This is a genomic window from Agromyces albus, from assembly GCF_030815405.1.
Classification (GTDB): domain Bacteria; phylum Actinomycetota; class Actinomycetes; order Actinomycetales; family Microbacteriaceae; genus Agromyces; species Agromyces albus_A.
Window position 1 is genome coordinate 2,372,747 of record NZ_JAUSWX010000001.1, and the last position, 26,372, is coordinate 2,399,118.

The 26,372-nt window shown below is 69.4% G+C and carries 28 protein-coding genes; 11 read left to right on the forward strand and 17 right to left on the reverse strand.

The window, feature by feature from the left end:
• Positions 1 to 54: 54 nt before the first annotated feature.
• A complete protein-coding gene (locus QFZ29_RS11090) occupies positions 55 to 1,770 on the reverse strand; it encodes a VWA domain-containing protein (protein WP_306894165.1) in 1,716 nt (571 codons plus the stop codon).
• A 398-nt stretch (positions 1,771 to 2,168) separates the two neighbouring features.
• On the opposite strand from QFZ29_RS11090, the gene QFZ29_RS11095 reads away from it, so the two are divergent.
• Positions 2,169 to 2,822, forward strand: a complete 654-nt coding sequence (locus QFZ29_RS11095; RefSeq protein ID WP_306894166.1) for a phosphoribosyltransferase — start codon at positions 2,169 to 2,171, stop codon at positions 2,820 to 2,822.
• A 24-nt stretch (positions 2,823 to 2,846) separates the two neighbouring features.
• On the opposite strand, the gene QFZ29_RS11100 is transcribed toward QFZ29_RS11095, so the two are convergent.
• Positions 2,847 to 3,671, reverse strand: coding sequence for a putative protein N(5)-glutamine methyltransferase (locus tag QFZ29_RS11100; RefSeq protein WP_306894167.1), 825 nt, complete (start codon positions 3,669 to 3,671; stop codon positions 2,847 to 2,849).
• A 218-nt stretch (positions 3,672 to 3,889) separates the two neighbouring features.
• On the opposite strand from QFZ29_RS11100, the gene QFZ29_RS11105 reads away from it, so the two are divergent.
• A complete protein-coding gene (locus QFZ29_RS11105) occupies positions 3,890 to 5,782 on the forward strand; it encodes an anthranilate synthase family protein (RefSeq protein WP_306894168.1) in 1,893 nt (630 codons plus the stop codon).
• An 88-nt stretch (positions 5,783 to 5,870) separates the two neighbouring features.
• A complete protein-coding gene (locus QFZ29_RS11110) occupies positions 5,871 to 6,293 on the forward strand; it encodes a hypothetical protein (RefSeq protein ID WP_306894169.1) in 423 nt (140 codons plus the stop codon).
• Between the two features lie 70 nt (positions 6,294 to 6,363).
• Here the strand turns inward: QFZ29_RS11110 and QFZ29_RS11115 are convergent, their stop codons facing one another.
• Entirely contained in the window at positions 6,364 to 6,951 is a 588-nt protein-coding gene (locus QFZ29_RS11115) for a GNAT family N-acetyltransferase (RefSeq protein ID WP_306894170.1), read from the reverse strand.
• A 50-nt stretch (positions 6,952 to 7,001) separates the two neighbouring features.
• The gene (locus QFZ29_RS11120; RefSeq protein WP_306894171.1) at positions 7,002 to 7,862 is read right to left on the reverse strand and encodes an Fpg/Nei family DNA glycosylase; all 861 of its coding nucleotides are present in this window, start codon (positions 7,860 to 7,862) and stop codon (positions 7,002 to 7,004) included.
• 260 nt (positions 7,863 to 8,122) lie between these two features.
• Here QFZ29_RS11120 and QFZ29_RS11125 point away from each other — a divergent pair, with 260 nt between their 5' ends.
• On the forward strand, positions 8,123 to 8,947 hold the full coding sequence (locus QFZ29_RS11125; RefSeq protein ID WP_306894172.1) for a hypothetical protein: 825 nt from the start codon (positions 8,123 to 8,125) through the stop codon (positions 8,945 to 8,947).
• 89 nt (positions 8,948 to 9,036) lie between these two features.
• Here QFZ29_RS11125 and QFZ29_RS11130 read toward each other — a convergent pair whose 3' ends face one another.
• Positions 9,037 to 9,375 (reverse strand): hypothetical protein, encoded by a 339-nt coding sequence (locus QFZ29_RS11130; protein ID WP_306894173.1) that lies wholly within the window; start codon positions 9,373 to 9,375, stop codon positions 9,037 to 9,039.
• A gap of 450 nt (positions 9,376 to 9,825) precedes the next feature.
• On the opposite strand from QFZ29_RS11130, the gene QFZ29_RS11135 reads away from it, so the two are divergent.
• Complete coding sequence (locus tag QFZ29_RS11135; RefSeq protein WP_306894174.1) at positions 9,826 to 10,368, forward strand: GNAT family N-acetyltransferase; 543 nt, start codon at positions 9,826 to 9,828, stop codon at positions 10,366 to 10,368.
• 109 nt (positions 10,369 to 10,477) lie between these two features.
• Positions 10,478 to 11,266, forward strand: coding sequence for a hypothetical protein (locus QFZ29_RS11140; protein ID WP_306894175.1), 789 nt, complete (start codon positions 10,478 to 10,480; stop codon positions 11,264 to 11,266).
• 193 nt (positions 11,267 to 11,459) lie between these two features.
• On the opposite strand, the gene QFZ29_RS11145 is transcribed toward QFZ29_RS11140, so the two are convergent.
• The 5 genes from QFZ29_RS11145 to QFZ29_RS11165 form a co-directional block, all read right to left on the reverse strand.
• A complete protein-coding gene (locus QFZ29_RS11145) occupies positions 11,460 to 11,765 on the reverse strand; it encodes an NIPSNAP family protein (RefSeq protein ID WP_306894176.1) in 306 nt (101 codons plus the stop codon).
• Positions 11,766 to 11,779: 14 nt separating this feature from the next.
• Positions 11,780 to 11,959 (reverse strand): hypothetical protein, encoded by a 180-nt coding sequence (locus QFZ29_RS11150; protein ID WP_306894177.1) that lies wholly within the window; start codon positions 11,957 to 11,959, stop codon positions 11,780 to 11,782.
• Positions 11,960 to 12,376: 417 nt separating this feature from the next.
• Entirely contained in the window at positions 12,377 to 12,586 is a 210-nt protein-coding gene (locus tag QFZ29_RS11155) for a dodecin (RefSeq protein WP_306894178.1), read from the reverse strand.
• A 148-nt stretch (positions 12,587 to 12,734) separates the two neighbouring features.
• Entirely contained in the window at positions 12,735 to 14,036 is a 1,302-nt protein-coding gene (locus QFZ29_RS11160) for a hypothetical protein (protein WP_306894179.1), read from the reverse strand.
• Positions 14,037 to 14,111: 75 nt separating this feature from the next.
• Positions 14,112 to 14,636: an RNA polymerase sigma factor gene (locus QFZ29_RS11165; RefSeq protein ID WP_306894180.1), complete on the reverse strand. Its 525-nt coding sequence runs from the start codon at positions 14,634 to 14,636 to the stop codon at positions 14,112 to 14,114.
• A 218-nt stretch (positions 14,637 to 14,854) separates the two neighbouring features.
• Here QFZ29_RS11165 and QFZ29_RS11170 point away from each other — a divergent pair, with 218 nt between their 5' ends.
• Entirely contained in the window at positions 14,855 to 15,277 is a 423-nt protein-coding gene (locus QFZ29_RS11170) for a hypothetical protein (protein WP_306894181.1), read from the forward strand.
• Positions 15,278 to 15,512: 235 nt separating this feature from the next.
• Here the strand turns inward: QFZ29_RS11170 and ychF are convergent, their stop codons facing one another.
• The 3 genes from ychF to QFZ29_RS11185 are packed head-to-tail and all read right to left on the reverse strand — an operon-like array spanning position 15,513 to position 18,340.
• Positions 15,513 to 16,586 (reverse strand): redox-regulated ATPase YchF, encoded by a 1,074-nt coding sequence (gene ychF, locus QFZ29_RS11175; protein WP_306894182.1) that lies wholly within the window; start codon positions 16,584 to 16,586, stop codon positions 15,513 to 15,515.
• Between the two features lie 6 nt (positions 16,587 to 16,592).
• Positions 16,593 to 17,504 carry a DMT family transporter gene (locus QFZ29_RS11180; protein ID WP_306894183.1) on the reverse strand — a complete coding sequence of 304 codons (912 nt, stop codon included), beginning with the start codon at positions 17,502 to 17,504 and terminating at the stop codon, positions 16,593 to 16,595.
• On the reverse strand, positions 17,501 to 18,340 hold the full coding sequence (locus QFZ29_RS11185; RefSeq protein ID WP_306894184.1) for a class I SAM-dependent methyltransferase: 840 nt from the start codon (positions 18,338 to 18,340) through the stop codon (positions 17,501 to 17,503). The genes QFZ29_RS11180 and QFZ29_RS11185 overlap by 4 nt, the downstream gene beginning before the upstream one ends.
• 188 nt (positions 18,341 to 18,528) lie before the next feature.
• Here QFZ29_RS11185 and QFZ29_RS11190 point away from each other — a divergent pair, with 188 nt between their 5' ends.
• Complete coding sequence (locus tag QFZ29_RS11190) at positions 18,529 to 19,146, forward strand: exonuclease domain-containing protein (RefSeq protein WP_306894185.1); 618 nt, start codon at positions 18,529 to 18,531, stop codon at positions 19,144 to 19,146.
• Positions 19,147 to 19,203: 57 nt separating this feature from the next.
• Entirely contained in the window at positions 19,204 to 20,556 is a 1,353-nt protein-coding gene (gene rmuC, locus QFZ29_RS11195) for a DNA recombination protein RmuC (RefSeq protein ID WP_306894186.1), read from the forward strand.
• 21 nt (positions 20,557 to 20,577) lie between these two features.
• Here rmuC and QFZ29_RS11200 read toward each other — a convergent pair whose 3' ends face one another.
• The 4 genes from QFZ29_RS11200 to QFZ29_RS11215 form a co-directional block, all read right to left on the reverse strand.
• Positions 20,578 to 20,973: a VOC family protein gene (locus QFZ29_RS11200; RefSeq protein WP_306894187.1), complete on the reverse strand. Its 396-nt coding sequence runs from the start codon at positions 20,971 to 20,973 to the stop codon at positions 20,578 to 20,580.
• A gap of 63 nt (positions 20,974 to 21,036) precedes the next feature.
• Positions 21,037 to 22,392 carry an MFS transporter gene (locus tag QFZ29_RS11205; RefSeq protein WP_306894188.1) on the reverse strand — a complete coding sequence of 452 codons (1,356 nt, stop codon included), beginning with the start codon at positions 22,390 to 22,392 and terminating at the stop codon, positions 21,037 to 21,039.
• Positions 22,393 to 22,443: 51 nt separating this feature from the next.
• Positions 22,444 to 23,445: a class II fructose-bisphosphatase gene (gene glpX, locus QFZ29_RS11210; RefSeq protein ID WP_306894189.1), complete on the reverse strand. Its 1,002-nt coding sequence runs from the start codon at positions 23,443 to 23,445 to the stop codon at positions 22,444 to 22,446.
• A 140-nt stretch (positions 23,446 to 23,585) separates the two neighbouring features.
• Positions 23,586 to 24,551, reverse strand: a complete 966-nt coding sequence (locus QFZ29_RS11215; protein WP_306894190.1) for a fructose-bisphosphatase class II — start codon at positions 24,549 to 24,551, stop codon at positions 23,586 to 23,588.
• A gap of 124 nt (positions 24,552 to 24,675) precedes the next feature.
• Between QFZ29_RS11215 and fbaA the strand changes: the two genes are divergently transcribed.
• Together fbaA and QFZ29_RS11225 are read left to right on the forward strand one after the other, a co-directional pair.
• Positions 24,676 to 25,707 (forward strand): class II fructose-bisphosphate aldolase, encoded by a 1,032-nt coding sequence (fbaA, locus tag QFZ29_RS11220; protein WP_306894191.1) that lies wholly within the window; start codon positions 24,676 to 24,678, stop codon positions 25,705 to 25,707.
• Between the two features lie 8 nt (positions 25,708 to 25,715).
• Complete coding sequence (locus tag QFZ29_RS11225; protein ID WP_306894192.1) at positions 25,716 to 26,333, forward strand: DUF6264 family protein; 618 nt, start codon at positions 25,716 to 25,718, stop codon at positions 26,331 to 26,333.
• The last annotated feature ends 39 nt before the right edge of the window (positions 26,334 to 26,372 follow it).

The window sequence follows — 26,372 nt, forward strand, 5'->3', positions numbered from 1 at the left end:
CGTCTCCACCGCATGATGAAGGGCTCGGCTCACGCCGGGCCCTTCGTCATGTGATCAGCAGTTCGGCCGGCAGGCGCGTTGCGAGAGTGCGTCGACGAGCACGATGCCGAGGTCTTCGGGCTTGGATGCCGAGTATGCAGCACCCTTCGTCGCCTGGGCGATGCGCTGCATCGCGGCGAGGTCGGTGTCGGGTCCGAAGCCGATCATGATGACCGGCACGGGCTTGGTCGGGTCATCGATCTTCGCGAGCTCGGCGAGCAGGGTGTCGAGATCGATGCCGTTCTCGTCCTCGTTCTTGCCGTCGGTGATGAGCAGCACCGAGTTCACCTTCTCGGGGTCGTACGACTCGCGCACGCGCTGCACCGCGGCGAGCGTCGTGTCGTACAGGCCGGTTGCACCACCGAGGCGAGCAGGCAGCGATTGGATGATGCCCGCGATCTCCTGCATGTGCGCGGCATCCGCGAGCGGTGCGATCGGCGAGAGGTCCTCGTAGTCGAGGTCGCCGTTGCGAGCGGTCGAGAAGACCCACACGCCCATCTCCACTTCACCGGAGAACTTCCCCATCGCCCCGACGGCCGCCTGCTGGAAGATGTCGATGCGGCGCAGGCCGTTCTCGGCCGGCTCCTCCATCGAGCCTGAGACGTCGATGACGGCGAGCATGCGGGAGCGCAGCGTGAGCACACCCCAGGCGCGGAGGATCTCGAGCTGCGCCGGGGCGTCGAGCGCTTGCTCGGCGGCAGGCGCTTCGGCGCCGACCCCAGCGATCTCCAACGCACCACTGCCGTCGGGGGCGCGGAAACCTGCTGCGGCGAGCTGGTCGCCGGTTTCGCGTATTGCGGCCTCGAACGCCCCGAGCAGCTCCGAGCGCGACGCGACGCCCGCAGCGGCAGTGTCGGCCGAACCATCGCCCGCCGCATCCGCGTCGCTCGAAGCACTCGCGAGGACCACGAGCGGGTAGTCGAGGGCAACGGTGCCATCGACCGGATACGCGGCCACGAGCGGCTCGGCCGGGTCGCTGAGGTTGTAGGCGGCGACCTGGGCTTCGGTCGTGATCACCACGGCGGGTTGATCGGTCGCGCCGAGTGCTCCGAACGCGGCGCTCGTCGAAGCGGGAATCGACTTGCCGAGCTCGATCATGGCTCCCGCGAACTGGCGCGGATCGTCAGGAGAGGAATGCCCGCGCAGCGCCAGCAGGCCGGCAAGACTCGCGGCGGATGCCTCGGGGTCGGGCAGGATCGCGGGCAGGGTGCCGCCGAGCAGGCGGGCCCACGTCACCGGCTCGGTCGCGATGTCGGTGGCCTTGGTGGCGGCGGCCGCGAGCACGACGGGCGTGCTCGCGATGGACTCACGCACGTCGAGGCTGGGAGCGATCTGCCCGAGCGAGGTCGCAGTGGCCGCCATACGGTCGAGCCAGACGCTCGACTCGGGCACCCACGCATCCGCCTTCGAATTGCCTGAAGCGAGCACCGCTGCGGTGTCGGCCGAGTCCTGCGACTTCACCTCGGTCGCGACGCACTGCTCGGAGGCCGCGTCGAACTCCTTCGCGATGTCGACGAGCGCGGGCGCGATCGAGGGGTCGGCCACGACGACGAGCTGTTCGGGGTCGGTGCAGCCCATGTCGGCCGCGGCGAACAGCGGGCTCAGGTATCCGCCGACCCAGAGGAAGACACCGGATCCGACGATGCCGACAACGGCGAACGCGGCGATGATCGAGAGCACGAGTCTGCGACCCGGCCGCTTCACGGTGGCCGAGATACTGTGACGCCCCACGGACACTCCAAGCCCAGCGGGGATCACGCCGCCGAATCCTTGTGAACGGGTCCCCCTTTAGGGGGAAGGATTTGAACAGTGTAGGCGACGAAACCCGAGAAACGAACTTCGCTCATGGGCACAGACGGGGCCGGGCGACCCCTGTCGCCCGGCCCCGTTCCCCAACCCTGCGAGACCCCCTATTCGTCGCGCAGGTGTTCCTGCGATGTCGTTGCGTCGTTCGACGGAATCGCGAAGCTCGCCTCCGACGTTAAATCGGTGCCGAAGGGGTCGACAAGGGCTTGACGATGCGGAGGCCGCACGCTATTGAGCGGTACTCGATTGCCGGCATGTCAAGGGGGGTGGTGGCCCATTCGCCCCCGTGCCAGCATGAAATGACCGGGAACGGCAGCGAACCCATGGAACACTTCAGCAACCGAATCGAAGCCGGTCGTCGCCTCGCAGCGGCGTTCGCCGATGGCGAACTCGAAGGGCCGGTGGTCGTCCTCGGGCTTCCGCGCGGCGGCGTTCCCGTGGCAGCCGAGGTCGCCCACGAACTCGGAGCACCCCTCGACGTGCTCGTCGTGCGCAAGCTCGGCGTGCCTGGCCAGCCCGAGGTCGCGATGGGAGCGATCGGCGAGCGCGGGGCGCGCGTGCTGAACGACGACATCATCGACCATGGCCGGGTCTCGTCGGCCCAGCTCGCCTCCATCGAACTCCGCGAGCGGGCCGAGCTCGAGTTGCGCGTCGCTCGCTTCCGCGGCGGCGCCGGTCCGATCGACCTCGAAGGGCGCACGGCGATCATCGTCGACGACGGCATCGCCACCGGAGCGACCGCGAGGGTCGCGTGCGCTGTGGCACACGCGCAAGGCGCCGCCCGCATCATCGTGGCGACTCCGGTCGCCGCGCCCGAGAGCCTCGCCGAACTGGCCGCGCTGCCCGAAGTGGACGACGTCGTGTGCCTCTCCGCGCCACGCGGGTTCATGGCCGTCGGCATGCACTACGTCGACTTCCGCCAGACGACGGATGACGAGGTGACGAGCCTGCTCGAGGCGTCGCGATCGACCGGGTGAGCGGAGGTGCCGCGGGCGGCCGGGTCAGGCCCGCCCGATGACGACCGTCGAGTCGGCTTCCTCTGAATGCACGATCCACGCCTCGAGGCCGCCGGCATGCACGATCGCTGCCGTCACCGGTGCTTGCCGCTCGCTCGTCTCGATCAGGAGGTGACCGCCGGGGGCGAGCCACTGGGCCGCGGATGCTGCGACGCGACGATGCACGTCGAGTCCGTCGCCACCGCCGTCGAGCGCCAGGCGCGCCTCATGGACTCGTGCTTCGGGCGGCATGAGCGCGATGGCGTCGCTCGGCACGTAGGGCGCGTTCACGGCGAGCACGTCGACCCGCCCGCGAAGCCGTTCGGGAAGCGGATCGAAGAGATCACCCTCGACGACGAGCCCGCCTCGCGGCTCGAGGTTGCGGCGAGCCGCTCGGACGGCGGCCGCGTCGAGGTCGGCCGCCACGAGTTCGATCGGGCCGATGGCCTCCGCGATCGCCGCACCGATCGCCCCGGTGCCGCAGCACAGGTCGACGACGACCGGAACGCCTCCCGAGCGCGCCGCGGCCTCGGACGCCAGCCGAGCGGCCTCTGCAGCGAGGAACTCGGTGCGCCGTCTGGGCACGAACACGCCGGGCTCGACGTCGATGCGGAGGCCGGCGAACTCCGCCCAGCCCACGAGCTGCTCGAGCGGTTCGCCCGCGACGCGCCGAGCGACGAGCCGTTCGAGCTCGGCCGCGGCATCCGCAACGCCCTCAGCTTCGCTCGCCTCGAGCAGCAGCCGCGCCTCGTCCTCGGCGAACACGCACCCGGCTGCGCGCAGGCGCACCACGATCGCTGCCTCGATGCTGGCGTCGGTCACGGGGGGCATGCCTGCATCATATCGGGGCGTGATCGGCGCGACGCCCGGCCGCGGATGCGCCGCAGCCCGCGATGCCCTAGAGTGCTCTTCATGCTGACCGCGTCGAACCAGAGCTGGTGGCCCGCCTCCTAGGCGGATCCACACGTTTCTCGACGTATGACGACCGCCCGAGGGCGGTCGTTTCGCGTTGTGCGGGCGGCCCCTCCCGGGCCCGACCGGAGAATCCCATGACACGACTGCTCGGCACCCTCCTCGCCTCGAGCGATCCCGAACCCTTCGCCGTGCTCCATCGTGAGCACGAACCGACCCTCGACGTGCTCGTCGGCGACATCGTCGACGTCGAGCGGCTCGCCGACATCCCCCTCGACGGGCGAGAGGTGCTCGCCCTCGTGCCGTTCCGCCAGGTGCGGGAGCGCGGATTCGCGGCGCACGACGACGGCGCACCGTTGCGCTGCCTCGTGGTGCGCGAGCGAGAGTCCGTGCCGGTCGACGAGGCGATCACGATGCTGCCGCGGCATCCGGCCGCACTCGGCGACCTCGGCGTCGATGTGAGCGACGTCGACTACGCCGAGCTCGTGCGACGCGTGATCGACGAGGAGATCGGCCGCGGTGAGGGCGCGAACTTCGTGATCCGCCGGGAGTTCACCGGGCAGACGGATGCCGCACCGGCGGTGGCCGTGCTCGGCTGGCTGCGCGCGCTCCTCGAGCACGAGGCCGGCGCATATTGGACCTTCGCCGTGCACACCCCGGGGCTGTCGGCTGTCGGCGCGACCCCCGAACGGCACGTGAGCTCGATCGGCGGCGTCGTCTCGATGAACCCGATCAGCGGCACCTTCCGGCATCCGAAGGGAGGCCCGAGCAATGACGACCTGCTCGGCTTCCTCGCCGATGTGAAGGAACGCGAGGAGCTCGTGATGGTGGTCGACGAGGAGCTCAAGATGATGAGCGCGGTCTGCCCCGACGGCGGGCGCATGCGTGGGCCCTTCCTCAAGCGGATGTCGCGGCTCACGCACACCGAATACCTCCTCGAAGGGCGCTCGAACCTCGACCCGCGCGAGGTGCTGCGGCTCACGATGTTCGCTCCCACCGTCACCGGCTCGCCGATGGGAAACGCCTGCGCCGTGATCGCGCGGCACGAGACAACGCCGCGCGGCTACTACGCGGGCGTGCTCGCGCGATTCACGCCGGCCGCCGCCGGTTACGACGTCGACGCGCCCATCCTCATCCGCACCGCCTACGTCGACGGGGGTGGCCGGGTGCGCGTGCCGGTGGGTGCGACCCTCGTCCGCCACTCCGACCCGCTCGGCGAGGTCGCCGAGACGCACGCGAAAGCCGCGGGCGTGCTCACCGCCCTCGGTGCGATCCCCCACGCGGCCGGGACCGCTGGTGCCGCCGGCGCCGCATCGTCGGCCTACGACACCGCGCTCGTCGCGCCCGTGCTCGAGGCGCGCAATGAACACCTCGCGCCGTTCTGGCGCACACCGCAAGCCGCGCGACCGCAGCGCAACGCGAGCGCGCTCGTCATCGACTTCGGTGACGACTTCACCACGATGCTCGCGCACCAGTTGCGCCACCTCGGCCTCACGACCCGGATCGTGCCGTGGCACGACGCGCCGCTCGCGGCATCCGTCGATCTCGTCGTCTTCGGGCCCGGCCCCGGCGATCCGCGCAACACCGACGACCCGCGGATCGCACGCCTCCGCGAGCTCATGGCCGCGCGAATCGCAACCGGCGCCCCGACCCTCGCTGTCTGCCTCAGCCACCAGGTGCTCGCCGACCTTGCGGGACTTCCGCTCGGGCCGCTGCCGGCGCCGCGCCAGGGCGTGCAGCTGCGGGTCGACGTGTTCGGCGAGTCGGTCGCGGTCGGGTACTACAACACGTTCACCGCGATCGGCTCGAACGGCTCCGTCTCGCCTCGGCTCGGCCTCGAGGTGGCATCGGATGCCGCGACCGGTGTGGTGCACGCGTTGCGCGGGCCGGCCGTGGCATCCGTGCAGGCGCACCTCGAGTCGGTGCTCTCCCCAGACGGGCTGGCCACGCTCGAGCGCCTGCTCGACGGCGTGCTCCCCCCGGAAACCGCCGATCCCACGCCGCTCGTGAGTGCCGTCGGCGCCGGATAACGCACTTCGCAACGTTTGGCAAGGCATTGCTCGCGACGCGACGGCCGCGGTTTGCTGGGGGCGAACCGACCCGAGGAGGCGGATCACCGTGGAAACCAGCACCATCGTGTGGATCATCGTCGGCATCATCGTCGTCATCGCGATCATCGTGTTCGCGTACTTCGCGACGTCGAGGAAGCGCCGGGAGGCGAAGGTCGAGTCTGAACGGCGGAAGGCCGCCGAGCTCCGCGAGGACGCATATGAGAAGGATGTGGCCGCGCGCGAGCGCCAAGCCGATGCGGCACGTACCCAAGCGGCCGCGAAGCAAGCGGAGGCCGACGCACTGAGGGCCCGGCTCGAGTCCGAGCGCCTCGCGAGCGAGAGCGCAGCCCGTCAGGCCGACGCCGCCCAACTCCAGGCCGAGACCGACGAGCGGTTGCGCAAGGCCGACGCGGTCGATCCGGATGTCGGCGCCGACGGCACGCCGAATCACGACACCGACACCGACACTACCCCCGGGCAGCGCCTCTAGACGGCGGTGCGGACGCCGGCCAAACCGCGGCGCCCTCACCGTTCAGACCGATCGGCTCACTCCCGTGCGTTCACCCGAGGGCGATCACCGCATCAAGGGTGTCCGCATCGATCGGGCGATCGGCGAAGATGAACCGCTCGAGATGGGCGGTGTCGCCGTCGTGCGCGGGAGCCTTCGCCGAGCGTCCGCGCCAGACGAGCTCGACGTCGAGGCGCTCGAGCACGCGCAGCGAGGCCGAGTTCGTCGCGAGCACTCGGGCCGTGACGGGAATGTCGGGCCGGGCACGGCGAGCCGCATCGAGTGCAGCGAGCGCTGCCTCGGTCGCGAATCCACGCCCCCACGCCTCGGGCGAGAAGCGGTAGCCGAGGTTCCATGCCTCGAACTCGAGCATCGCCGCGCCCGCGGAACCCAGGAACGAGCCGGCAGTGAGCCCCTCAACGTCATCGCGCAGCACGACGGCGCAATGGCCGAAGCCGAATCTGCCCTGGCTGTCGGTCGAGCGCTGGATCGCGCGCACCGACTGTTCGAGTGAGGTGTGCCGCCCGCTGGGGAGGTGATCCCACGTGCGGGGGTCGCTGTAGACGCGGAAGTACTCGTCGGCGTCGTCGAGCGTGAGGGGGCGGAGCAGGAGCCGTTCGGTGCGGAGTTCGTCGATCATCGCTCCAAGTCTCGCAGCGGCATCCGACACCGTGGTCTTCCGCTCCGCGGCTACTTGAGCAGGCGCGAGAGCACTCGGTCGGCGAGCGGCTTGCCGCCGGTCTGGCACGTCGGGCAGTACTGGAACGTCGAGTCGGCGAAGATCACCTCGCGCACCGTGTCGCCGCAGACCGGGCACGCCTCGCCGGTGCGACCGTGCACCTGCATTCGGGTGCGCTTCGAGTCTTTGAGCTCGGCGGGCGGCCTGCCGGATGCCGCGGCGATCGCCTCGTCGAGCGTGTCGCGAAGCGCGTGGTAGAGCCGTTCAACCTCCTCGGGCTTGAGCGTCGCCGCGAGTGCGTAGGGCGACATCCGTGCGTTGTGGAGGATCTCGTCGGAGTACGCGTTGCCGACGCCCGCGAACACGGACTGGTCGCGCAATAGGCCCTTGATGCGGGTGCGCCGGCCGGCGAGGATCGCAGCGAAGTCGTCGAGGCCGAATTCGGGTGCGGTCGGGTCGGGCCCGAGACGGGCGATGCCGGGGACCTCGCCAGGATCGCGCACGACGTAGACGGCAAGCGACTTCTTGGTGCCGGCCTCGGTGAGGTCGAATCCAGACCCGTCATCGAGTCGTACCCGCAGGGCGATCGGCGACTTCCCCGGCTTGATCAGGGTCTTCGGCAGTTCGTCGTACCAGCGCATCCATCCGGCGCGGGCCAGGTGGAAGACGAGGTGCAGGTCGCCGACATCGAGATCGACGAACTTGCCGTGCCGGGAGGCTCCATCGATCGTCTGCCCGACGAGCCCATGCAGCGGCGGATCGAACGTCTTCAGCCCCGAGATCGCAGCGACGGTCGCCGAGGTGACGGCATGCCCGACCGCGCGATCGCGGAGGAATCCGACGAGCGCGTCGACCTCGGGCAACTCGGGCACGCTGCCATGCTCTCACCGTCCGCCGACTTCGTCACCTGAGCGTCCCGTCGCCGGTCCGAAAATATTCTGGCCACAGAGCACCGGATCGCCGTATGCTGTCCTCTGCCGGCTCGTGAGAGCCCGAGGTGTCGACGAAGACGTTGGTGCCCTGTCGACTCCATGAACCCGGCTGCGAACCCCGGCGCTCACAGCGTTCTGTCCCACAGGGGCACGTCGAGTGCCTTGACCCCCCGCCGGGGTTCGTCACCAAGGATTTGCGAATGCGCGAATCGAGGCCCACGATGTCGTCGACAAGGTCATGGATGCCGGGCGTCGTCGCGCTCTGCGCGACCGCTGCCGCGCTCACCGGATGCATCGCAACCCCGCCATCGCCGACGTCGCTGCCATCGCTGCCATCGCTGCCGAAGAGCGACGAACCCGTGTCGCTGAATCCTGCGGACTTCACGACGGAGATCGACAACCCGTATTGGCCGATGGTGCCCGGCACCCGGTGGACCTACGTCGAGCACGATCCCGACGGCGGCGACGTGACCGTGGAGGTCACCGTCACGACGGCCACGAAGACGATCGCGAACGGCGTCGAGGCAAGGGTCCTCCGAGACACCGTCACCCGCGACGGCGAGCTCCTCGAGGACACCTTCGACTGGTACGCCCAAGATGCCGCCGGCACGATCTGGTACCTCGGCGAGGACACGGCCGAGTTCGAGGGCGGCGAGATCGTCTCGCGGGAGGGCTCGTTCGAGGCCGGCGTCGACGGCGCGCTGCCAGGCATCGCCCTGCCCGCGGATCCCCGGCCGGGAATGTCGTACCGGCAGGAGTTCTTCGCGGGCGAGGCCGAGGACAACGGTGCCGTCCTGAGCGTCGACGAGCTCGTCGAAGTCCCCTACGGCCAGTTCGACGGTGCCCTCCTCACGCGTGACACGAACGCGCTCGAGCCGGATGTCGCGGAGCTGAAGTTCTATGCGCCCGGCGTCGGCCTTGCGCTGACGCTCGACGTCTCGGGCGGCAACGGACGGGAAGAGCTCATCAGCGTCACGACGGTTCCCGAGGGCACCGGGACGGGCCCGCTCGGCTCGCCCGACTGATCAGGCGGCGGCACTAGGGCTGGATCAATCAGGTCACGTGCCTCGACTGGTGAAGTGAACGCGGCCCCGGGCCGAGCTGGCCATCGGCCCTAGCTGCAGTATTCGGCATCGATTGCCGACGTGCCCCGAACGACGATCGTGTCGACCACGCCGTCGTCGGAGATGCCGAAGTTGATCCAGTTGCCGTCTTCGCCTTGCAACGCGTAGTGCGAGTCGTACTTGCCCTTCACCGCAGAGACGTCGGGATGAGCCGCCAGGAGCTCGTCTTCTGTGGCACCGATCCCGATGCCGGCGCTCGTGCGAGGGGAACTCGCGGCAACATCTCCAGCCACGCCCCACGCCTGGATCACGATCTGCTCCACAGTTCCCGTGTTGGAGGGATCGGGAAGCCAGATGCTGGGGTATCCGGGTTTGTCGAAGGCGGCCACCCATGGGCAGGCTTCCCGCGTCGAGTCCGTGAAGCCCGTCATCGACGACCTGGCCTCGGCGGTGCCTGCTCCGAGGGCGAGCGGGCCGACCCCTGACGACTCGATGATCCACGAGCTGGGCTCGGAGACCGGCTCGGGTTCGGGCTCAGGCGTGGCGGTCGGGTCAGCAGACGGGGATTGTGTGGCGGACGGGACGGGTGTTGGTTCCCCGCTCGGCCCGTTCCCTGCGCAACCCGAGATGGCAAGACAAGCGGCGGAGATCGTCGCGATGATGAGCAACCGGCGACCGGCAAATGAATCCACGATGGTTCAGCCAATCTGTTGTAGGGACGTCAGGCCGATTCTACGAGCGTGGAACGTGCGACGTGCCGTCGACACGACTCCATGATGCGACGCTATCGCGTTCGATATCAGCGAGTCGAGGACCTGGCCGCGACTACGATCGATCGGATGGTGCGTCCCCTTCCGCTTTCGAACGGCCTCGAGTTGCGCCTGTTGCGTTGCGACGACGCGGCCGCGATCGCCTCGGCCTACACGCGCAATCGCACGCACCTCACTCCTTGGGAGCCGTTGCGCATCGAAACGTTCTTCACCGCCGAGTGGCAGGAGTCGGAGATCGCGCGGCAACTCGAGTCCTTCGAGTCCGGCCGGTCGCTCCCGCTCGTGATCGCCGACGGCCGCCAGATCGTCGGCCGTGTGAACCTCTCGGGGATCGTGCGGGGCGCGTTCCAGAGCGCGAGTCTCGGCTACTGGGTCGACGCCCGGTACGCCGGGCAGGGCATCGGCACGGCAGCGGTGCGCGCCACCGCTGAGCTCGGTCGCGATGAGCTGGGGCTGCACCGAATCGAGGCCGGCACGCTCGTGCACAACGTTCGCTCGCAGCGCGTACTGCTGAACGCGGATTTCGAACCGATCGGGCTCGCACCGCGCTACCTCCGCATCGCCGGCGAGTGGCAGGACCACCTGATGTACCAGCGCATCCTGCACGACTGACCTCGTACGACGAGCGCGTTGCCGGCTGGTATCCCAGCTCGAGTGACATTCAGGAGGCACGAGCGGCGAGCGATTCACCCATGTCCCCTCGAGGCCGTACGATCACGCTGTGGACTTGAACATCGCGCGGCAGATCCTGCGCATCTCCCCCGACACGCCGCTGACCGCTCAGCTCATCGAGACTGCCCACGCGAGCGAGACCTGGGCGCGGCATCCGTCACGGTATCCGGATGAAGCGGGGCGCCAGCAGGCCGCCGAATGGGGCACCACGCTCGATGAGGCTCGGGCAGCTCTGCTCGCTGCCGCCGGCGCACCGCTGCCACTTCCCGCTCCCACCGCGACCGCGCAAACGCCGCGCCGCGGACTCCGGCCCTGGGCGATCACGGGAATCGTCGCCGGCATCGTCGTGTTCGTGGCGCTCATCACCTTCGGCGCGTTCGGTGCTGCGGGCCTCGTCACCGAAGCGATATCCACCGCCGCCGCCGAGGCAGAGGCAGCGGCAGCGGCGGACGAACACGCGGTATCCGAGGATTCGAACGACTCGGTCGACTCGGAAGAGCCCGAATTGGCTGACGTGGAGCGCCTCTTCTCCGGCGAGACGCTCTACTCGTTCCCCGCCGCAGTGGAGTTCTACTATGACGGGCGTTACGACGCCGAGTGCTCATTCGACTTCGCCTACGGATGCTGGCAGATGGCGTTGTTCACAGAGTCGGACTGCACCACGATGCACGTCGAGCTCGGCTACTCGAACGATCCCGACGGGTTCGACGCGCAACATATGGAGTCGATCGACTTCGCCGACGTCATCGGCAACGAGGCAACGGTCGTAGTGTTCGGCAACGACGACTACGAATTCGGCTGGATCAACGACGTCACGTGCCTCGAAGCAGCGAGCTGACGCGAACCGTCCTTCGGATCCGACGAGCTACTGAACTGGAGGCCGCGCGTTCGCTCGTCGACGTGCCGATGCGCTCTCGTGAGGTGGCATGGAAGCGAGCTGACGAGTTCTTCATCGCGACGATCGGCGACACCGGCAACTGACGCCTCGCCGATCGTCGGCGCCAGCGCTTTCATGCTGACCCCCGGTCAGATCAGTCGAACACGGGCGAGAGGAATCGCCGCTCGTAGCGGCGGATGCACTTCGTCTCGATCGCGAACCGGTACGCCTCGATGCACTCCGCGTCCTCGGCCGCGGCCAGGCGGTACTTCTCGTAGTCGGCGAGCGACGGGAACGTGAACAGCGCGAATGCCTCGTCGCTGTCGCCTTCGCTCGGAAGGAAATAGCCGTGGTGCACGCCGCCGAGCCGCTTGACGAGACGGATCCACCGCCGTCCGTACTCGTGGAAATCTGCGAGCTTCTCAGCATCGATCTCGTAGCGAAGGTGCACGGTGATCACGAATTCAACTCAATTCATCTCGGGGTGGACGGGAACGGATCACGGCTGCGCCGCCCGCCGGGCGGGCCGTCGCTGGCTCCGAGCGCCGCGATCGAGAAGATCGCCTGCCCCGCAACAACAGCAAGCTCACGAGCGAAGACCAGGAACGGGCGCGCTCGCTCGTTGAAGAGCGCCGTGCTCATGAGCGACGTCACATTCGGATTGTATTGGTGGTTCGAGGCACGTCTCGCGCCGCCGAGATGACGCGAATCGACCTTCCGCCTCGAGCGAAGGTCGGATTGCGTCACTTCGCGATCAACGCGACATCTCCGTTGAACCGGACTGGCCCGCTGGGCTGGCCCGACTGATCGCGATCGGCGGGAGCGGGCGCTGGCCTACGAGGAATGGCCACTGCGCGTCTCGGACCGCCGCACGCCTGTAGACAGAACGAAAGGCCTCGGCGTCTGTCGACTCGTCGGGGCCTTTCTAGGCCGGAGATTCCTCCGGTGGTGAAGATGATCATACGCCGATCGGCGCGCATCGCAAGAGTTCATGACGATTGCTAGGAACCCGACAAAGAGTGGAGCCGAATCGGGGTGAGCTGAGGGAGCGGGTGGTCCCGCAGTCGACGCTCAGTCCTCGAGGCGGAACCCGACCTTGAGGGTGACCTGGAAGTGCGCGACGCCGCCGTCCTCGACCTCGCCGCGCACCGACACCGTCTCGAACCAGTCGACATGGCGCAGGGTCGCGGTCGCCCGCGAGATGGCGTTGCGGATCGCGGTGTCGATGCTGTCGGGAGATGTCCCGACGATCTCGGTGACGCGGTAGACGTGATTGCTCATGACCGGCTCCCCACCCCCGCGCCGTCGCGGGATGCTTCGACCTTAGTGCGCCACGCCCGGCACCGACATGTCACTGAGTTCGATCGCGGCACCTCATCGCGTGGGATCAGGTGGCGAGCTGCATGAGTTCGCTCCGATGCGCCCGCGGCTACTCGCCGGCGAAGTCGAGCTTCGCGTCGGCGACGGCGATGACCGACCAGGTGCCGCCGTCGGCATCGGTGAACTCGTAGGCCGGAACCACGACCACGCTGCCGTCAGGCTGCCACTGGCTCGCGAGCCCGAGGCGGGCCTCGACGATCTCGACGTCGTTCACGGTCCACGACACTTCTGCGCCCGGGGTCGGGGCAGCGGGCGGCTCAGTCGGCGGCACCCACTCGTCGGTGGTGGCGGGCGCGTCCTGCATTGCGATGGGCAGCGTCGTCATTTGGGCGCCGAACCGCGGGTCCGAGAGGCGATCGAACGCTTCCTGCTCACTGACGACGGGGTAGCCGCCGAGCGGGACGAGTTCGGCGAGCGCACCGGCGGCGCTGAACATGCCGTCGTTCGAGAGCTCCACGGTCCACGCCTGATCGATGCGCTGCCCGTCGCGAACCGGCCACGCCTGGGCCGAGCGCGTGACGGCGCCCTCCCACGTCTCCGAGGTGAACTCGTACGCGGAGGGGTCGCGCCCCGTCGACGCGAGCAGGGAGCGCAGAGCGTCGATCGCGGCCTGCTCGCTCGGGACCTGGCCGCTCGGCTCGCACGTCTCCGTGCCATCGGCGCACTGCCACGGAGCGATCCGCGGATCCGAGTACCAGAAGCCCAGCGTGCCGTCGAGCGACACTCCGAGCGCCGGGCCGGTGCCGTCCTGCGGTCCCGCCGTCCACGAGCCGTTCGCCAGCTCGGGCGTTCCCTCGACGCCGAGCGCCGCGGCGAGCGCCGCGATCGTACCGGCAGCGGATGCCGCGCGCGCATCGAACCCGTACGCGACGGCCGTGCCCTCCGAGGTCGAGAGGCCCGACGCGCTGAAGTGGTTGCGGCCACCTCCGTACGGGTAGATCTGTCCGCCCAAGTCCGGCGCCGACATCTTCAGGTCGCCGGTCGGCGGCTCGGGCATCATGCCCTGCTCGGCGATTCCGGCGTCCGCACCGCTCCGCAGCGAGACGGGCGGGGCTGCGCCGTCCGCGAGGTTCGTCGCTCCCCCGGTCGTCAAGCCGATACCGTATCCGGCCGCGCCGACCACGAGGAGCGAGGCAGCGACCGCGGCGACCTGCAGCCACGTGGGGCGCCGGCGAGCGCGCTCCACAGCGAGGCCCGTGACGGGCGGTGCCTCGGCGGGCGACGCAGCGGACGTCTCAGCGGCCACCCGCGCGACGACCTCGTCGGCGAACCCGTCACGTGCCTCGAGCCCGGCGGCCGGGTCGGCGACGCGCAGTCGCTCCAGCGGGTCGCGCTGCTCGTTGTCGTTCATGGGATCACCCTCCGTGACATCCGCTCTCACCATGAATGTGTGCCGCGCGCGCAGAACCTTGCATTCGGAGGCGGGTCAGAACGACATCCGTTCGCCCCATGCCTCGCGGAGGCGCTTGCGTGCACGGGAGAGCGCGGCATCCGCCCCCGACCGCGAGATGCCGAGCACCTGTGCGAGCGCCTCGCCGTCGAGGCCCTCCCACGCGTGCAGGAGGAGGATGCGGCGGTCGCGTTCGCCGACGCTCATGAGGGCCCCGCGCAGCTCGTCGTCGAACAGGGCGCTCAGCTCGGGATCCTCAGCGACCCGCCGCTCGCCGCGCTCGGGCACGTCCTCGACGGGCAGATCGACGAGCTTGCGCCGATGATTGGCGAGCGTGAACCCGGCCGTCCGGTACAGCCATGGCAGCGCGGCCTCGCGCGGCACGTCGTCGCGCCGCCGCCACGCGGTCGCGAACACCTCGGCCGCGAGATCCTCGGCGTCCTGCCGCGGCCCGCGTCGCGCGAAATACCGCACGAGTGCGGTCGAATGCTCGCGCACGACCCCGGTGAACCACACGAGCGCGTCATCGCTCGCCACCGGCGGATCGGCGCGGTCGGTCATCGGCACCCCTTGGGTCGTGTCGGCGTCGGCGCTGGCGATCCTCACGCTCTGCATATGTCGCGACTGGGGCGAGTCTTGCACGTGTTGCCTCGAGATGTTGAGATCCGCTCGCCCACGTGCGGCTCGTGTCTGCCGGGGTCGTCCGATCCTCTACGATCACGCTGTGGACCTGAACACCGCGCGGTACGCTGCGCCTCGACCCCCTCGCTGAAGCGGCGATGGAGGCGTATGCCGACGGCAGGTACACGAAGTTCTGTCCGTTCGCGTTCGAGAGCGGCTGCTGGGAGACGGCCCTGATCACCGAGGCGTCCTGCGCCGCGCTCGAGATGGACCTCCACTACGCGAACGACGCGGGGGCGTGGACGGGCGAGCACACGGAGACGATCGAGAAGGCCGACGTGACCGGAGGGGAGTTCACGCCGGTGGTCTTCGGCCACGACGAGTACGACGTCGGGTGGATCCACGACGTCCGTTGCGCCGACTCTCCGGCGGCGTCTCCGCAGATCACCGAGCCGATCCAGCCGTCCGCTGCCACGAAGGCCATAGCGACGCCGCTCCAGGGGGGCGAGGCGGCGAACTTCGCCTTCGACGTTCAGCAACGGCCAGCAGTCGGAGCAGAAGAATCGCACGTCGCGAACTGACGTCGTCGCGGATGAACCGGTCGCCGTCGTGTTCGGCGACGATCACTACGATGTCGGCTGGATCAGCCACGTCGTCTGCTCGTCCTGAGGTCGAGTCCGATGCCATGGTCGCCGCCACGGCCGCGTCGCACGTGCCGAGTTGGCGCGATTCGACCTTCCGCCCCGATTGAAGGTCGAATCGCGTCACTTCGCGGCCACCACCTCAGCCGAGCACACGTCAGGCGATCGACTCCGACTACACGTTGAACCGGAACTCGACCACGTCGCCGTCCTGCATGACGTAGTCCTTGCCCTCCATGCGGGCCTTGCCCTTCGCGCGGGCCTCGGCGACCGAGCCGGTCGCGACGAGGTCGGCGAACGAGATGACCTCGGCCTTGATGAAGCCGCGCTCGAAGTCGGTGTGGATGACGCCGGCCGCCTGGGGGGCCTTCCAGCCCTTGTGGATCGTCCACGCGCGCGATTCCTTCGGGCCCGCCGTGAGGTAGGTCTGCAGGCCGAGGGTGTTGAAGCCGACACGAGCGAGCTGGTTCAGGCCCGACTCCTCCTGGCCGGTCGAGGCGAGCAGCTCGGCCGCGTCGGCCTCGTCGAGGTCGATGAGCTCCGACTCGATCTTCGCGTCGAGGAAGACCGCTTCGGCGGGGGCAACGAGCGCTGCAAGCTCGGCCTTACGAGCGGCATCCGTCAGCACCGCCTCATCGACGTTGAACACGTAGATGAACGGCTTCGCGGTGAGCAGGCCGAGCTCTTTGATGGGTTCGAGGTCGACGGATGCCGCAGAGAGCGGCGTGCCCTTCTGCAGCAGCTCCTGCGCCTCTTTCGCCGTTGCCAGCACCGATGGGTCGAGCTTCTTGCCCTTGACCTCCTTCTCGAAGCGCGGGATGGCGCGATCGAGCGTCTCGAGGTCGGCGAGCATGAGCTCGGCGTTGATGGTCTCCAGGTCGGCCTTGGGGTCGACGGTGCCCTCGACGTGCACGACGTCGTCGTCGGTGAAGCCGCGCACGACCTGGGCGATCGCGTCGGCCTCGCGGATGTTGGCGAGGAACTTGTTGCCGAGCCCCTCACCCTCCGACGCGCCGCGCACGATGCCCGCGATGTCGACGAACGAGACGGCGGCCGGCAGGATGCGCTCGGAGCCGAAGATGCCGGCGAGCGTCTCGAGTCGTGGGTCGGGCAGGCTCACCACGCCGATGTTCGGTTCGATCGTCGCGAAGGGATAGTTCGCCGCGAGCACCTGGTTCTTGGTGAGCGCGTTGAACAGGGTGGACTTGCCGACGTTGGGCAGGCCGACGATGCCGATAGTGAGAGCCACGGGGGTCTATCGTACCGGCCCGGCCTCGGAGACATCCGCCGCCGGCTCCTTCGCCCGGCGCACGCGCACCGTGAGGTACACGCCCGCGATCACGAGGAGGCCGCCGATCGCCGCGGCCGGCTCGAGCGTCGCCCCGAATGCCAGCGCGATGATGACCGTGAACACCGGAAGCAGGTTGAGGAACACGCCCGCCCTCGCCGGGCCGACCTTCGAGGTGCCGATGTTCCAGAGCGCGTACCCGGCGATCGAGGGGAAGATCACGATGTAGGCGAGCCCCAGCATGCCGGCGGGCTCCGTCGGCAGGCTCACCCCCGTGATCGCGACGAGCGGCAGCATCGTCACGACCGCGAAGACGGCCTGCACTGCGGTGGCCGTGATCGCCGGGGTGCGCAGGCGCCGCGAGATGAGGGAGTAGAAGGTCCAGGTCAGGACCGAGCCGATGACGAGCAGGTCGCCGGCGCTGAAGCCCTGGGCGACGAGCGCGCCGAGGTCGCCGCCGGTGAGCACGATGGTCACGCCGACGAATGCCACGACGATGCCCGCCACCTGCACTCGGTTCAGCCGCTCGTGCAGCAGGATCGCCGCGGCGAGCGCGATCGTCGCCGGGTTGATGGCGCTGATGACCGAGGCCTTCACGGCGCCGGTGAGCATGAGCGCGGCGTAGATGAGCAGCGTGTAGCCCGTGAGGCCGAGCAGCGACTGCACCAGGTGCAGCTTCCACTCGCGCAACGCGAGACGCCAATCGGGTCGCTCGATCATCCATGCGATGAGCACGAGTGGAACGGCCGCGAACACCCAGCGGAAGAACGTGAGCGAGATCGGCGAGATCTCGTGAGTGACCATCTCGCCGAACACGAAGTTGCCGGCCCAGAACAGGTTGGCGAGCGCCAGGTAGACGTAGACCCGGCCGTTTCTCACCCGTCAAGGCTACGCGTCGCCGCCGACTCCGCCTCGCCCTCGCCCCCGCCCTCCGCGTCGCCGCCGAGGCGGGCGCGGAAGCAGCGAGTGACGTAGGGCACGTCGAGTTCGTCGGCGCCGGCGACATCGGGATGCGTCGTGAGCAGCGTCTCGAGGGCGGCGATCGTGGCCGCCTGGTCGGCCGCCGAAGCCGTGATGAAGTAGCTGCGCGAGCGCACGAGGTCGAGGAAGCGCGCTCGCGACATCCGCTCGGTCCATTCGACGGTGTGCTCCTCGATCACGCCGAAGGGCGGGCCGATCTGCACGTAGCTCTCGAAGGTCGAGCTCGCGTCGTGCCGATCGTGCATGATCTCGCCCGCTTGGCGCAACCAGTCGGCACGGATGTCGCGGCTGTTCCAGACGAGGCCGAGCACTCCGCCGGGGCGCAGCACGCGGGCGATCTCGGGCACCGCCCGGTCGGGCTGGAACCAGTGCCACGCCTGCCCGGCCACGACGGCGTCGACGGAGTCGTCTTCGATCGGGATGTCCTCCGCCGTGCCGAGGATGCGCGGAACGCCCGGCACCGCCACCTCGAGCTCCTCGAGCATCTCCTCGACCGGGTCGACGGCGATCACCTCCCGGTCGAGCGCCACGAGCGCCTCGCTGAGCTTGCCCGTGCCGGCGCCGAGATCGAGCACGCGAACCGCATCACCGATGAGCCACGCGATCGCCTCGACGGGATAGCCCGGCCGCGAGTGGTGGTAGACGGATGCCGCGGCGCCGAACGATCGGGCACTCTCACGCGTTCCGGGGTCGCCCGGGTCGACGATGAGCCCGGGCTCCTGGGCTTCGAGCATCGGATCCTCCTCGGCTGCGGCGGCGCGGTCTCGAGGACATTCCACGCCCGCGCGGGGGCATCCGTCAACCGCCAGATCGCATTCGAGGGTCGCCGTCGCGTGCTCGTGCTCGGCGAGTCGCGGCCTGGTTCGCGACCCGCCCGGTCGCCGCGCGGGTCGGTGTCGCGGGTGCATGCAACGATGACTGCGTGCCAGTGGACTTCACCGCGATCGACTTCGAGACCGCCAATTCGTCGAGCGCGTCAGCCTGCTCGGTCGGCATCGTGAAAGTGCGCGACGGTCGCGTCGTCGATCGCGAGCACTGGTACATCCGGCCCCCGTTCCCGCACAACGACTTCTCGGAGTGGAACATCCGCATCCACGGCATCACGCCCGGGATGGTGGCGGATGCCCCCGGCTGGGCCGCGCACCTGCCCGCGCTCCGCGAGTTCGCGGGCGACGACGTGCTCGTGGCGCACAACGCCGGCTTCGACATGGGCGTGATCGCCAAGACCTCCGTCGCGGTCGGCCTCGAGGTGCCCGACTTCCGATACCTCTGCAGCCTGCAGGTCGCGCGCAAGACGTATCACCTCGACTCCTACCGCCTTCCCGTTGCGGCGATGGCCGCCGGCTTCGAGGACTTCTCCCACCACGACGCCCTCGCCGACGCCGAGGCGTGCGCGGCGATCGTCGTGCACGCCGCGAAGCGCCATGAGGCCGACGATCTCGAACGGCTCGCGCACATCACGAGGGTGAAGCTCGGCTCGATCGGCCCCGTCGCCACGCGTGAAGACGCCGCCGTGCACGGGCCGATGGCCCTGCAGTAACGCGCCCGGCCGACCTCGCTCGCCGCCGATGTCCGCGGCCCCTGCGACACTTGCGACATGGACCCGATCATCTCGCTCATCCTCGGCATCGTCGTCGGTGCGGCACTCGGCGCCCTCGGCGTGGCGTTCGTGCTGCAGTCGCGAGCAGCCCACGCTCCCAAGGGCGACGATCCGGCGGTGATCGAGGCGCGGCAGCAAGCGGCGCTCGCCGAGCAGAAGGCGTCGGATGCCGCGGTGAAGTCGATCCTGCGTGAAGAGCTCGCATCGGCGCAGGCGACGGCCGAGGCGCTTCGCGAGCAGATCGTGCAGGCCCAGCAGCAGTACCGCGAAGCGGTCGAGCAGCATCGTGCCGAGCAGCAGGCGCGCGAGGCCCGCGACGCGGCCGAGAGCCGGGTGCTGCAGGCGTTGGCGCCGGTCAAGCAGTCGCTCAGCGAGATGAAGACGAAGGTCACCGACCTCGAGCAGCAGCGCAGCCTCCAGCATGGCGAACTCGCCCAGCAGTTGAAGTCCGCAGCGGAGTCAGAGGAACGGCTTCGCTCCACGGCAGAGTCGCTCGCCTCGGCGCTCCGCTCCAACAGCACCCGCGGCGTATGGGGCGAGACGCAGCTGCGCAGCGTCGTCGAGGCGGCGGGGCTCCTCGAGCGCGTCGACTTCGACGTGCAGTCGAGCATCTCGAGCGATTCCGGAGCCGGTCGCCCCGACATGGTCGTGCGCCTGCCGGGCGGCAAGTCCATCGCCGTCGACGCCAAGGTGCCGTTCAACGCCTACCTCGAGGCCAGCCAGATCCCCGCGACGGCGAGCGGGGCCGATGCCGCGCGGCGCACCGAGTTCCTCAAGCAGCACGTCGCCGCGGTGCGAGCGCACATCACCGCCCTCGGGGCGAAGGGCTACTGGAACGGTCTCGACGCCTCCCCCGAACTCGTCATCGCATTCATCCCGAGCGAGTCGCTCGTCTCCGCCGCGATGGAGGCCGACCCGAGCATCATGGAGTTCGCCTTCTCGAAGCGCGTCGCGCTCGCTTCACCCGTCACGCTCTGGTCGGTGCTGAAGACGGTCGCGTTCTCGTGGCAGCAAGACGTGCTCACGAACGAGGCGAAGACACTCTTCGACCTGAGCCGCCAGCTGTACACCCGTCTCTCGACGACCGCCGGCCACATCGAGAAGCTCGGTCGCACGATCGAGCGCAGCGTGAAGGACTACAACACCTTCGTGGGCTCACTCGAGCGGCAGGTGCTCCCCACCGCCCGCAAGCTCGCGGCCCTCGACGAGTCGAAGGTGCTCGCTCCGCTCGAAGGCATCGAGGAGGCGCCCCGCGAGCTCACCGCGTACGAACTCGTCGCCGGCACCGGTGCCGACCTCGACCCCGAACTGCGCCGCCAGCTCGACGTGCCCGACGAGACCCGCCGATAGTCGCACGATGGCCGATCCGGCTCAGCCGACGAGCACGCTGACGACGTTCCCTGCCGGGTCCTTGAACCACGCGATATCCGGTCCCATGCCGCTCTCCGAGCCGCGAACGATGCCGCGCTCGTCGGTGCCGAAGTCGTCGGGCGAGGTGTAGATCTTCGTCACGACGCCGGCTGCGTTCAGCTCGTCGACTGCCGTGTCGATGTCGTCGACCAGGAGGTTCAGCACCGTGAAGCTCGCGGGCTCATGATTCGGCTTCGGATAGACGAAAACCGCCTGCCCTGATGGGAGCGTGAGCCGAAGCGCCCCCGCCATCGGCTCATCGTCGACCGGAAGTCCGAGCTTGGTGCCGTAGAACTCGCGAGCCGCGTCGAGGTCATCGACGCTGAATCCGGTGAATGCATCTCGAAACGTGACCATCGTGGTCTCCTTCGCAAACGTTGCCACCCAGACTCCCATGGCCCGGGCCGATGGTCGAGAGGTTCACCGCTCCGGCGGCGATGCCGCTTCATCGACCGGCGCCTCGAACCCTGCGGCGGCCTCTGCACCGGTGACGGTCGTGGGGTCCATCTCGGCGTCGAGCGGGTGCGCGAGCTCATCTTTGCCGAGCCGCGCCAGTGCGAGGGTCGCAAGGGCCAGAACGGGCGGAACCAGACCGGCGATGAGGAATGCGGGCATGAGGCCGATCGCCTCACCGACCGGGCCCGCGACGGCCATCGAGACGGGCATGAGTGCGAGCGAGACGAAGAAGTCGAGACTCGAGACCCGGCCGAGCATTGCGGGAGGCACGCGTCGCTGCAGGAGCGTGCCCCACAGCACTTGTGCGGCCGAGAACAGGAAGCCCACGAGGAAGAGCGCGACGATCATGACCCACAGCAGGCTCGTCGCGCCGAGGATCGCGAGCGGAACGCAGCCGAAGCCCCACGCGAGGATCATGAGCGTGAGGTACCTCCGCGGCACCTTGATCGAGGCGACCGCGAGAGAACCGACGGCGCCGCCCACGCCGAACGCAGCGAGGGCCAAGGCGAACGCCCCGGCGCCGCCCCCGGTCTGGTCTTTCACCGCGAACGGCAACAGCACCTCGATCGGCCCCATGATGAGGAAGACGAGCACGATCGCGAACACGAGCGTCGCGAGCAGCCACTTCGTCTGCAGCAGGTAGACGAACCCGCCGCGAAGGTCGATGAAGGTCTGGCGGAACGGATGCACCGTCGCCTCGTCGAGATCGCGACGCACTGCCGTCAAGCGCATCATCCGCAGCACCCCCGCCGCGATGAGCTGCAACCCGGCGACGACCGCGAACGCGAGCGCCGGCGAGTGCACCGCGATGAGCGCGCTCGCGAGCGCAGGCCCTGCGGCGTTCATGACCGACGGACGCAGCACGCCCTCGACGCCGTTCGCGGCGAGCAGTTGCTCGCCGGGCAGGATCGCGGGAAGCCACGCCGAGTACGCGGGGTAGAAGAATCCGTCGGCGACGCCGAGCACGAACGCGATCACGGCGATGTGCCAGACCTCGATGATGCCGCCGAAGGCGAGGGCGGCCGCGACGGCGAAGCCCGCGCCTCGCACGACCTCGACCGTGAAGAGGATGCGTCGCTGCGGGATGCGGTCGGCCGCGACGCCGCCGAACAGCACCGCGAGCACGAGTCCGAGACTCGAGCCGACCGCGACGAACGACAGGTCGACGGGACTGCCGCCCAGCTCCACGACCTGCCACACGGCGGCCACGATCCATGCGCCGGCGCTCAACAGCGACGAGGCGAGGGCGAGGATGAGGAGCCGGTACTGGCCCGATTCGAATGGTCGGAGCGCGCGCGGCAGTCGAGTGACCTGGGTCATCCCCTCATCATCGCGCGCCCCACGGACATTCGGTGGGCCGGCCGGATTTCATCACAGATCGCGCTCGTCGAGCCACTTCTCGGCGAGGTGATCGGCCGAGATGCGCCGCACGGTTCCCGAGGTGCCGCGCAACACGATGCTCTCGGTGCGGATGATCGGCCCCTTGCGCTTCACGCCGTCGACGAGGCCGCCGTCGGTCACGCCAGTCGCGACGAAGAACGTGTTGTCGCTGCGCACCATGTCGTCGAGCTCGAGCACGGCGTCGCAATCGAGTCCGGCTGCCTCGGCACGGCTTCGCTCCGCGTCGTCCTTCGGTGCGAGCCTGCCCTGCATGAACCCGCCGAGCGCCTTGAGTGCACACGCCGTGGTGATGCCCTCGGGGCTTCCGCCGATGCCGACGCAGAGGTCGATGCGCGACTCGTAGCGAGCGGCGTTGATGCCGCCGGCCACGTCGCCGTCGAGCATGAGCCGAGTGCCGGCGCCGGCCTCGCGGATCTCGGCGATGAGCTGCTCGTGCCTCGGGCGGTCGAGCACGGCGACGCGGAGCTCGCCGACGTCCTTGCCCTTCGCGGCCGCGAGCGCGCGGAGGTTCTCGCCGATGGGCTTGCGGATGTCGAGCACGCCGATCCCCTCGGGCCCGGCCACGATCTTGTCCATGTAGAACACGGAGGAGGCGTCGAGCATCGTGCCCCTGTCGGAGACCGCGATGACCGAGATGGCGTTCTGCCGTCCGGCCGCCGTGAGCGAGGTGCCGTCGATCGGGTCGACGGCGATGTCGCATGCCGGGCCGCGGCCGTTGCCGACCCGCTCGCCGTTGAACAGCATCGGCGCGGCATCCTTCTCGCCCTCGCCGATCACGACGACGCCGTCGAAGTTGACCGTGCCGAGGAACGCGCGCATCGCGTCGACCGCCGCTCCGTCGGCCCCGAGCTTGTCGCCGCGCCCGATCCACGGGTACGCGCGGATCGCCGCGGCCTCCGTGGCACGCACGAGTTCGAGTGCGATGTTGCGATCGGGGTGCAGGTGCTGGCTGGTCGTGTCGAAGCTCACCATCGAGGGTCCTCCCGGACGCTGTGCGCGATTCCGTCGCTCGGAACCGTCGTCGAGCGCTCGCGCCCGCCTCTCCAGCCTAGGCACCGGGCTCGCGCGCCACTGGAAGTTCCGGGTATCCGGCGGGGAAAGATTCGCAGAACTTAACGCTCAGGAAAGGCGAATGCCGACAACCCAGCCACCGTCCGGCCCGGAGCCACTCGCACGAGTTCAGCAGGAGCCGGGTCGAGCGCGCACTCGGTCACCGCAGCGATCGCCACGAACGCGGGCTCGGCGCAGAGTTCGTCGCGCGTCCAGCTGCGCGTCGCGTCGATCCCGGCGCGGGCGATCCGTGCCACCTCGCGCCTGGACTGCGGTGCCATCCGGGCGAGCATGAACCCGTCGTGCGCGCACACGATCGCCGCCTCGATGATGCCCTCGGGTGCGCCGCCGACGCCGAACAGCAGGTCGAGGGATCCGTCGGATGCCACGGCGTGCACGACGCGCTCGATGTCACCGTGCTCGAACTCGTGCAGCTGCGCCCCGGCCTCGGCGACCGCCGCGGCGAGCGCGGCGTTGCGCTGTCGGCGCTGCACGGCCACCGTGAGGTCGGCCACTCGGAGCCCGCGGGCTTCGGCAAGGCGGGCGAGGTTCTCGCCCACCGGCAGGTCGAGGCGCAGCTCGGCGTCGGGTCCCGCGTGCACGAGCTTGTCGAGATAGTGGGCGGGCCCGAGGTCGAGGAACGCCCCTCGAGGTGCCGCCGCGAGGATCGCCATCGCGCCCGGCTCCCCGGCTGCGGCCAGTCGCGTGCCGTCGACGGGATCGACGGCCACGTCGATGGCCGGTCCGGAACCGGTGCCGAACCGTTCGCCCGGGTGCAGCATCGGCGCGTCGTCCTTCTCGCCTTCGCCCGCGACGATCCGGCCGTCGACGGCGACCGTGGCGAGGGCTGCACGCAGCGCGTCGACCGCGGCGGCGTCGACCGCGTGCGGGTCCCCGTTCCCGACGAGCGGCCTCGCGGCGCCTGCCGCCGCTTCGACGGCGCGCAGGAGCGCGGCGCGCACCTCTTCGGGAATGGCCGGCGCCGCGGCATCCGTCGCCGCTGGGCTCTCGTCGGGTCCCATTCGCATCCCGCCATCTTGGCGTAGCCGGCTGGCAAGCGGCACAGCGGGCACCCCTGGGCACCGCCCGGTAACTCCCCAGCGGCAAGTCGTTAGACTCGTGGCGAACCCACCGTCGCCTTGAAGGAGCACCATGCCCATCGCAACCCCCGAGCAGTACGCCGAGATGCTCGACACCGCCAAGGCGAAGGGTTTCGCCTTCCCGGCATTCAACGTCTCCTCCTCGCAGACGCTCAACGCGGTGCTGCAGGGCCTCGCCGAGTCCGGATCCGACGGCATCATCCAGGTCACGACCGGCGGCGCCGACTACTTCGCCGGCCACACCGTGAAGGCCCGCGCGACCGGCGCGCTCGCGTTCGCCCGCTTCGCCCACGAGGTCGCGAAGAACTACCCGATCACCGTCGCGCTGCACACCGACCACTGCCCGAAGCCGGCGCTCGAGGACTTCGTGTTCCCGCTCATCGCCGCCTCCGAAGAAGAGGTCAAGGCGGGCCGCAACCCGATCTTCCAGTCGCACATGTGGGACGGCTCGGCCGTGCCGCTCACCGAGAACCTCGAGATCGCCAAAGAGATCCTGCCCCGCATGAAGGCCATCAACGCCGTGCTCGAGGTCGAGATCGGCGTCGTCGGCGGCGAAGAAGACGGCGTCCAGCACGAGGGCTCCAACGAGGCGCTCTACACGACCCTCGACGACGCGATCTCGACGGTCGAGGCCCTCGGCTTCGGCGAGCAGGGGCGCTACATGGCCGCCCTCACCTTCGGCAACGTGCACGGCGTCTACGCGCCCGGCAACGTCAAGCTGCGCCCCTCGCTCCTCAAGGAGATCCAAGACGGCCTCACGACGAAGTACGGCAACGGCCCGAAGCCCCTCGACCTCGTCTTCCACGGCGGCTCCGGCTCCACCGACGCCGAGATCGCCGAGGCGGTCGCGAACGGCGTCGTGAAGATGAACATCGACACCGACACGCAGTACGCGTTCACGCGCTCGATCGCCGGCTACATGTTCTCGAACTACGACGGCGTGCTGAAGGTCGACGGCGGCGTCGGCAACAAGAAGCAGTACGACCCGCGCGCGTGGGGCAAGGTCGCCGAGTCGGCGATGGCCGCCCGCGTGGGCGAGTCCACGCGCCAGCTCGGCTCCGCCGGCCAGTCGATCAGCGCGTAGGGCCCCGGATGTCGCAGCACGGTGCCGCCCGTCCGTCCGATGAGTCGGACGGTCGCGGTGCCGCGCGCGGCGACGCCTCCCCGGCGCCTTCGCGCGACGAGCGCCCTCGTCCGCAGTACGGCGAATACGCCCCCGAGGGCTGGAGCTGGCAGCCTCCCGCCGATGAGCGCACGTCCGACCCGGCACCGCAGATGGCCACGCCACCGCCGCTGCCGGTCGCGGCATCCGTCGACCGTCGCGACCGCCCCGCCGACCGGATCGTCACGATCCTGCTGCTCGTCGTCGGGGTGCTCGGAGCGTGGAGCGCGATCGGCTCCCTGCAGTCACTGCCGACCGTTCTCCCCGAGGCGTTGCGGCAGGCCTCCGAGATGCTCGGCACCGGCGGTGCGGCGTTCGACTACACGCCGGCCCCCGAGGTGGCCGGCCTCATCCTCACCGGGCAGATCATCCAATTCGTGCTGCTGGCGTTCGTCGTGTGGTGGTCGATCGCCCGCTTGCGCGCCCGACGACTGGCGTTCTGGGTGCCGCTCGTCGGCGGCGTGCTGTCGTTCATCGCGCTGTACGCGATCATGTTCGCCATCATCATGAGCGACCCGGCACTCGTCGAGCGGCTGAGCGCCGCTTGACCCACGGCGCCGCCTGGCAACAAGCGGGCGTCGGGATCG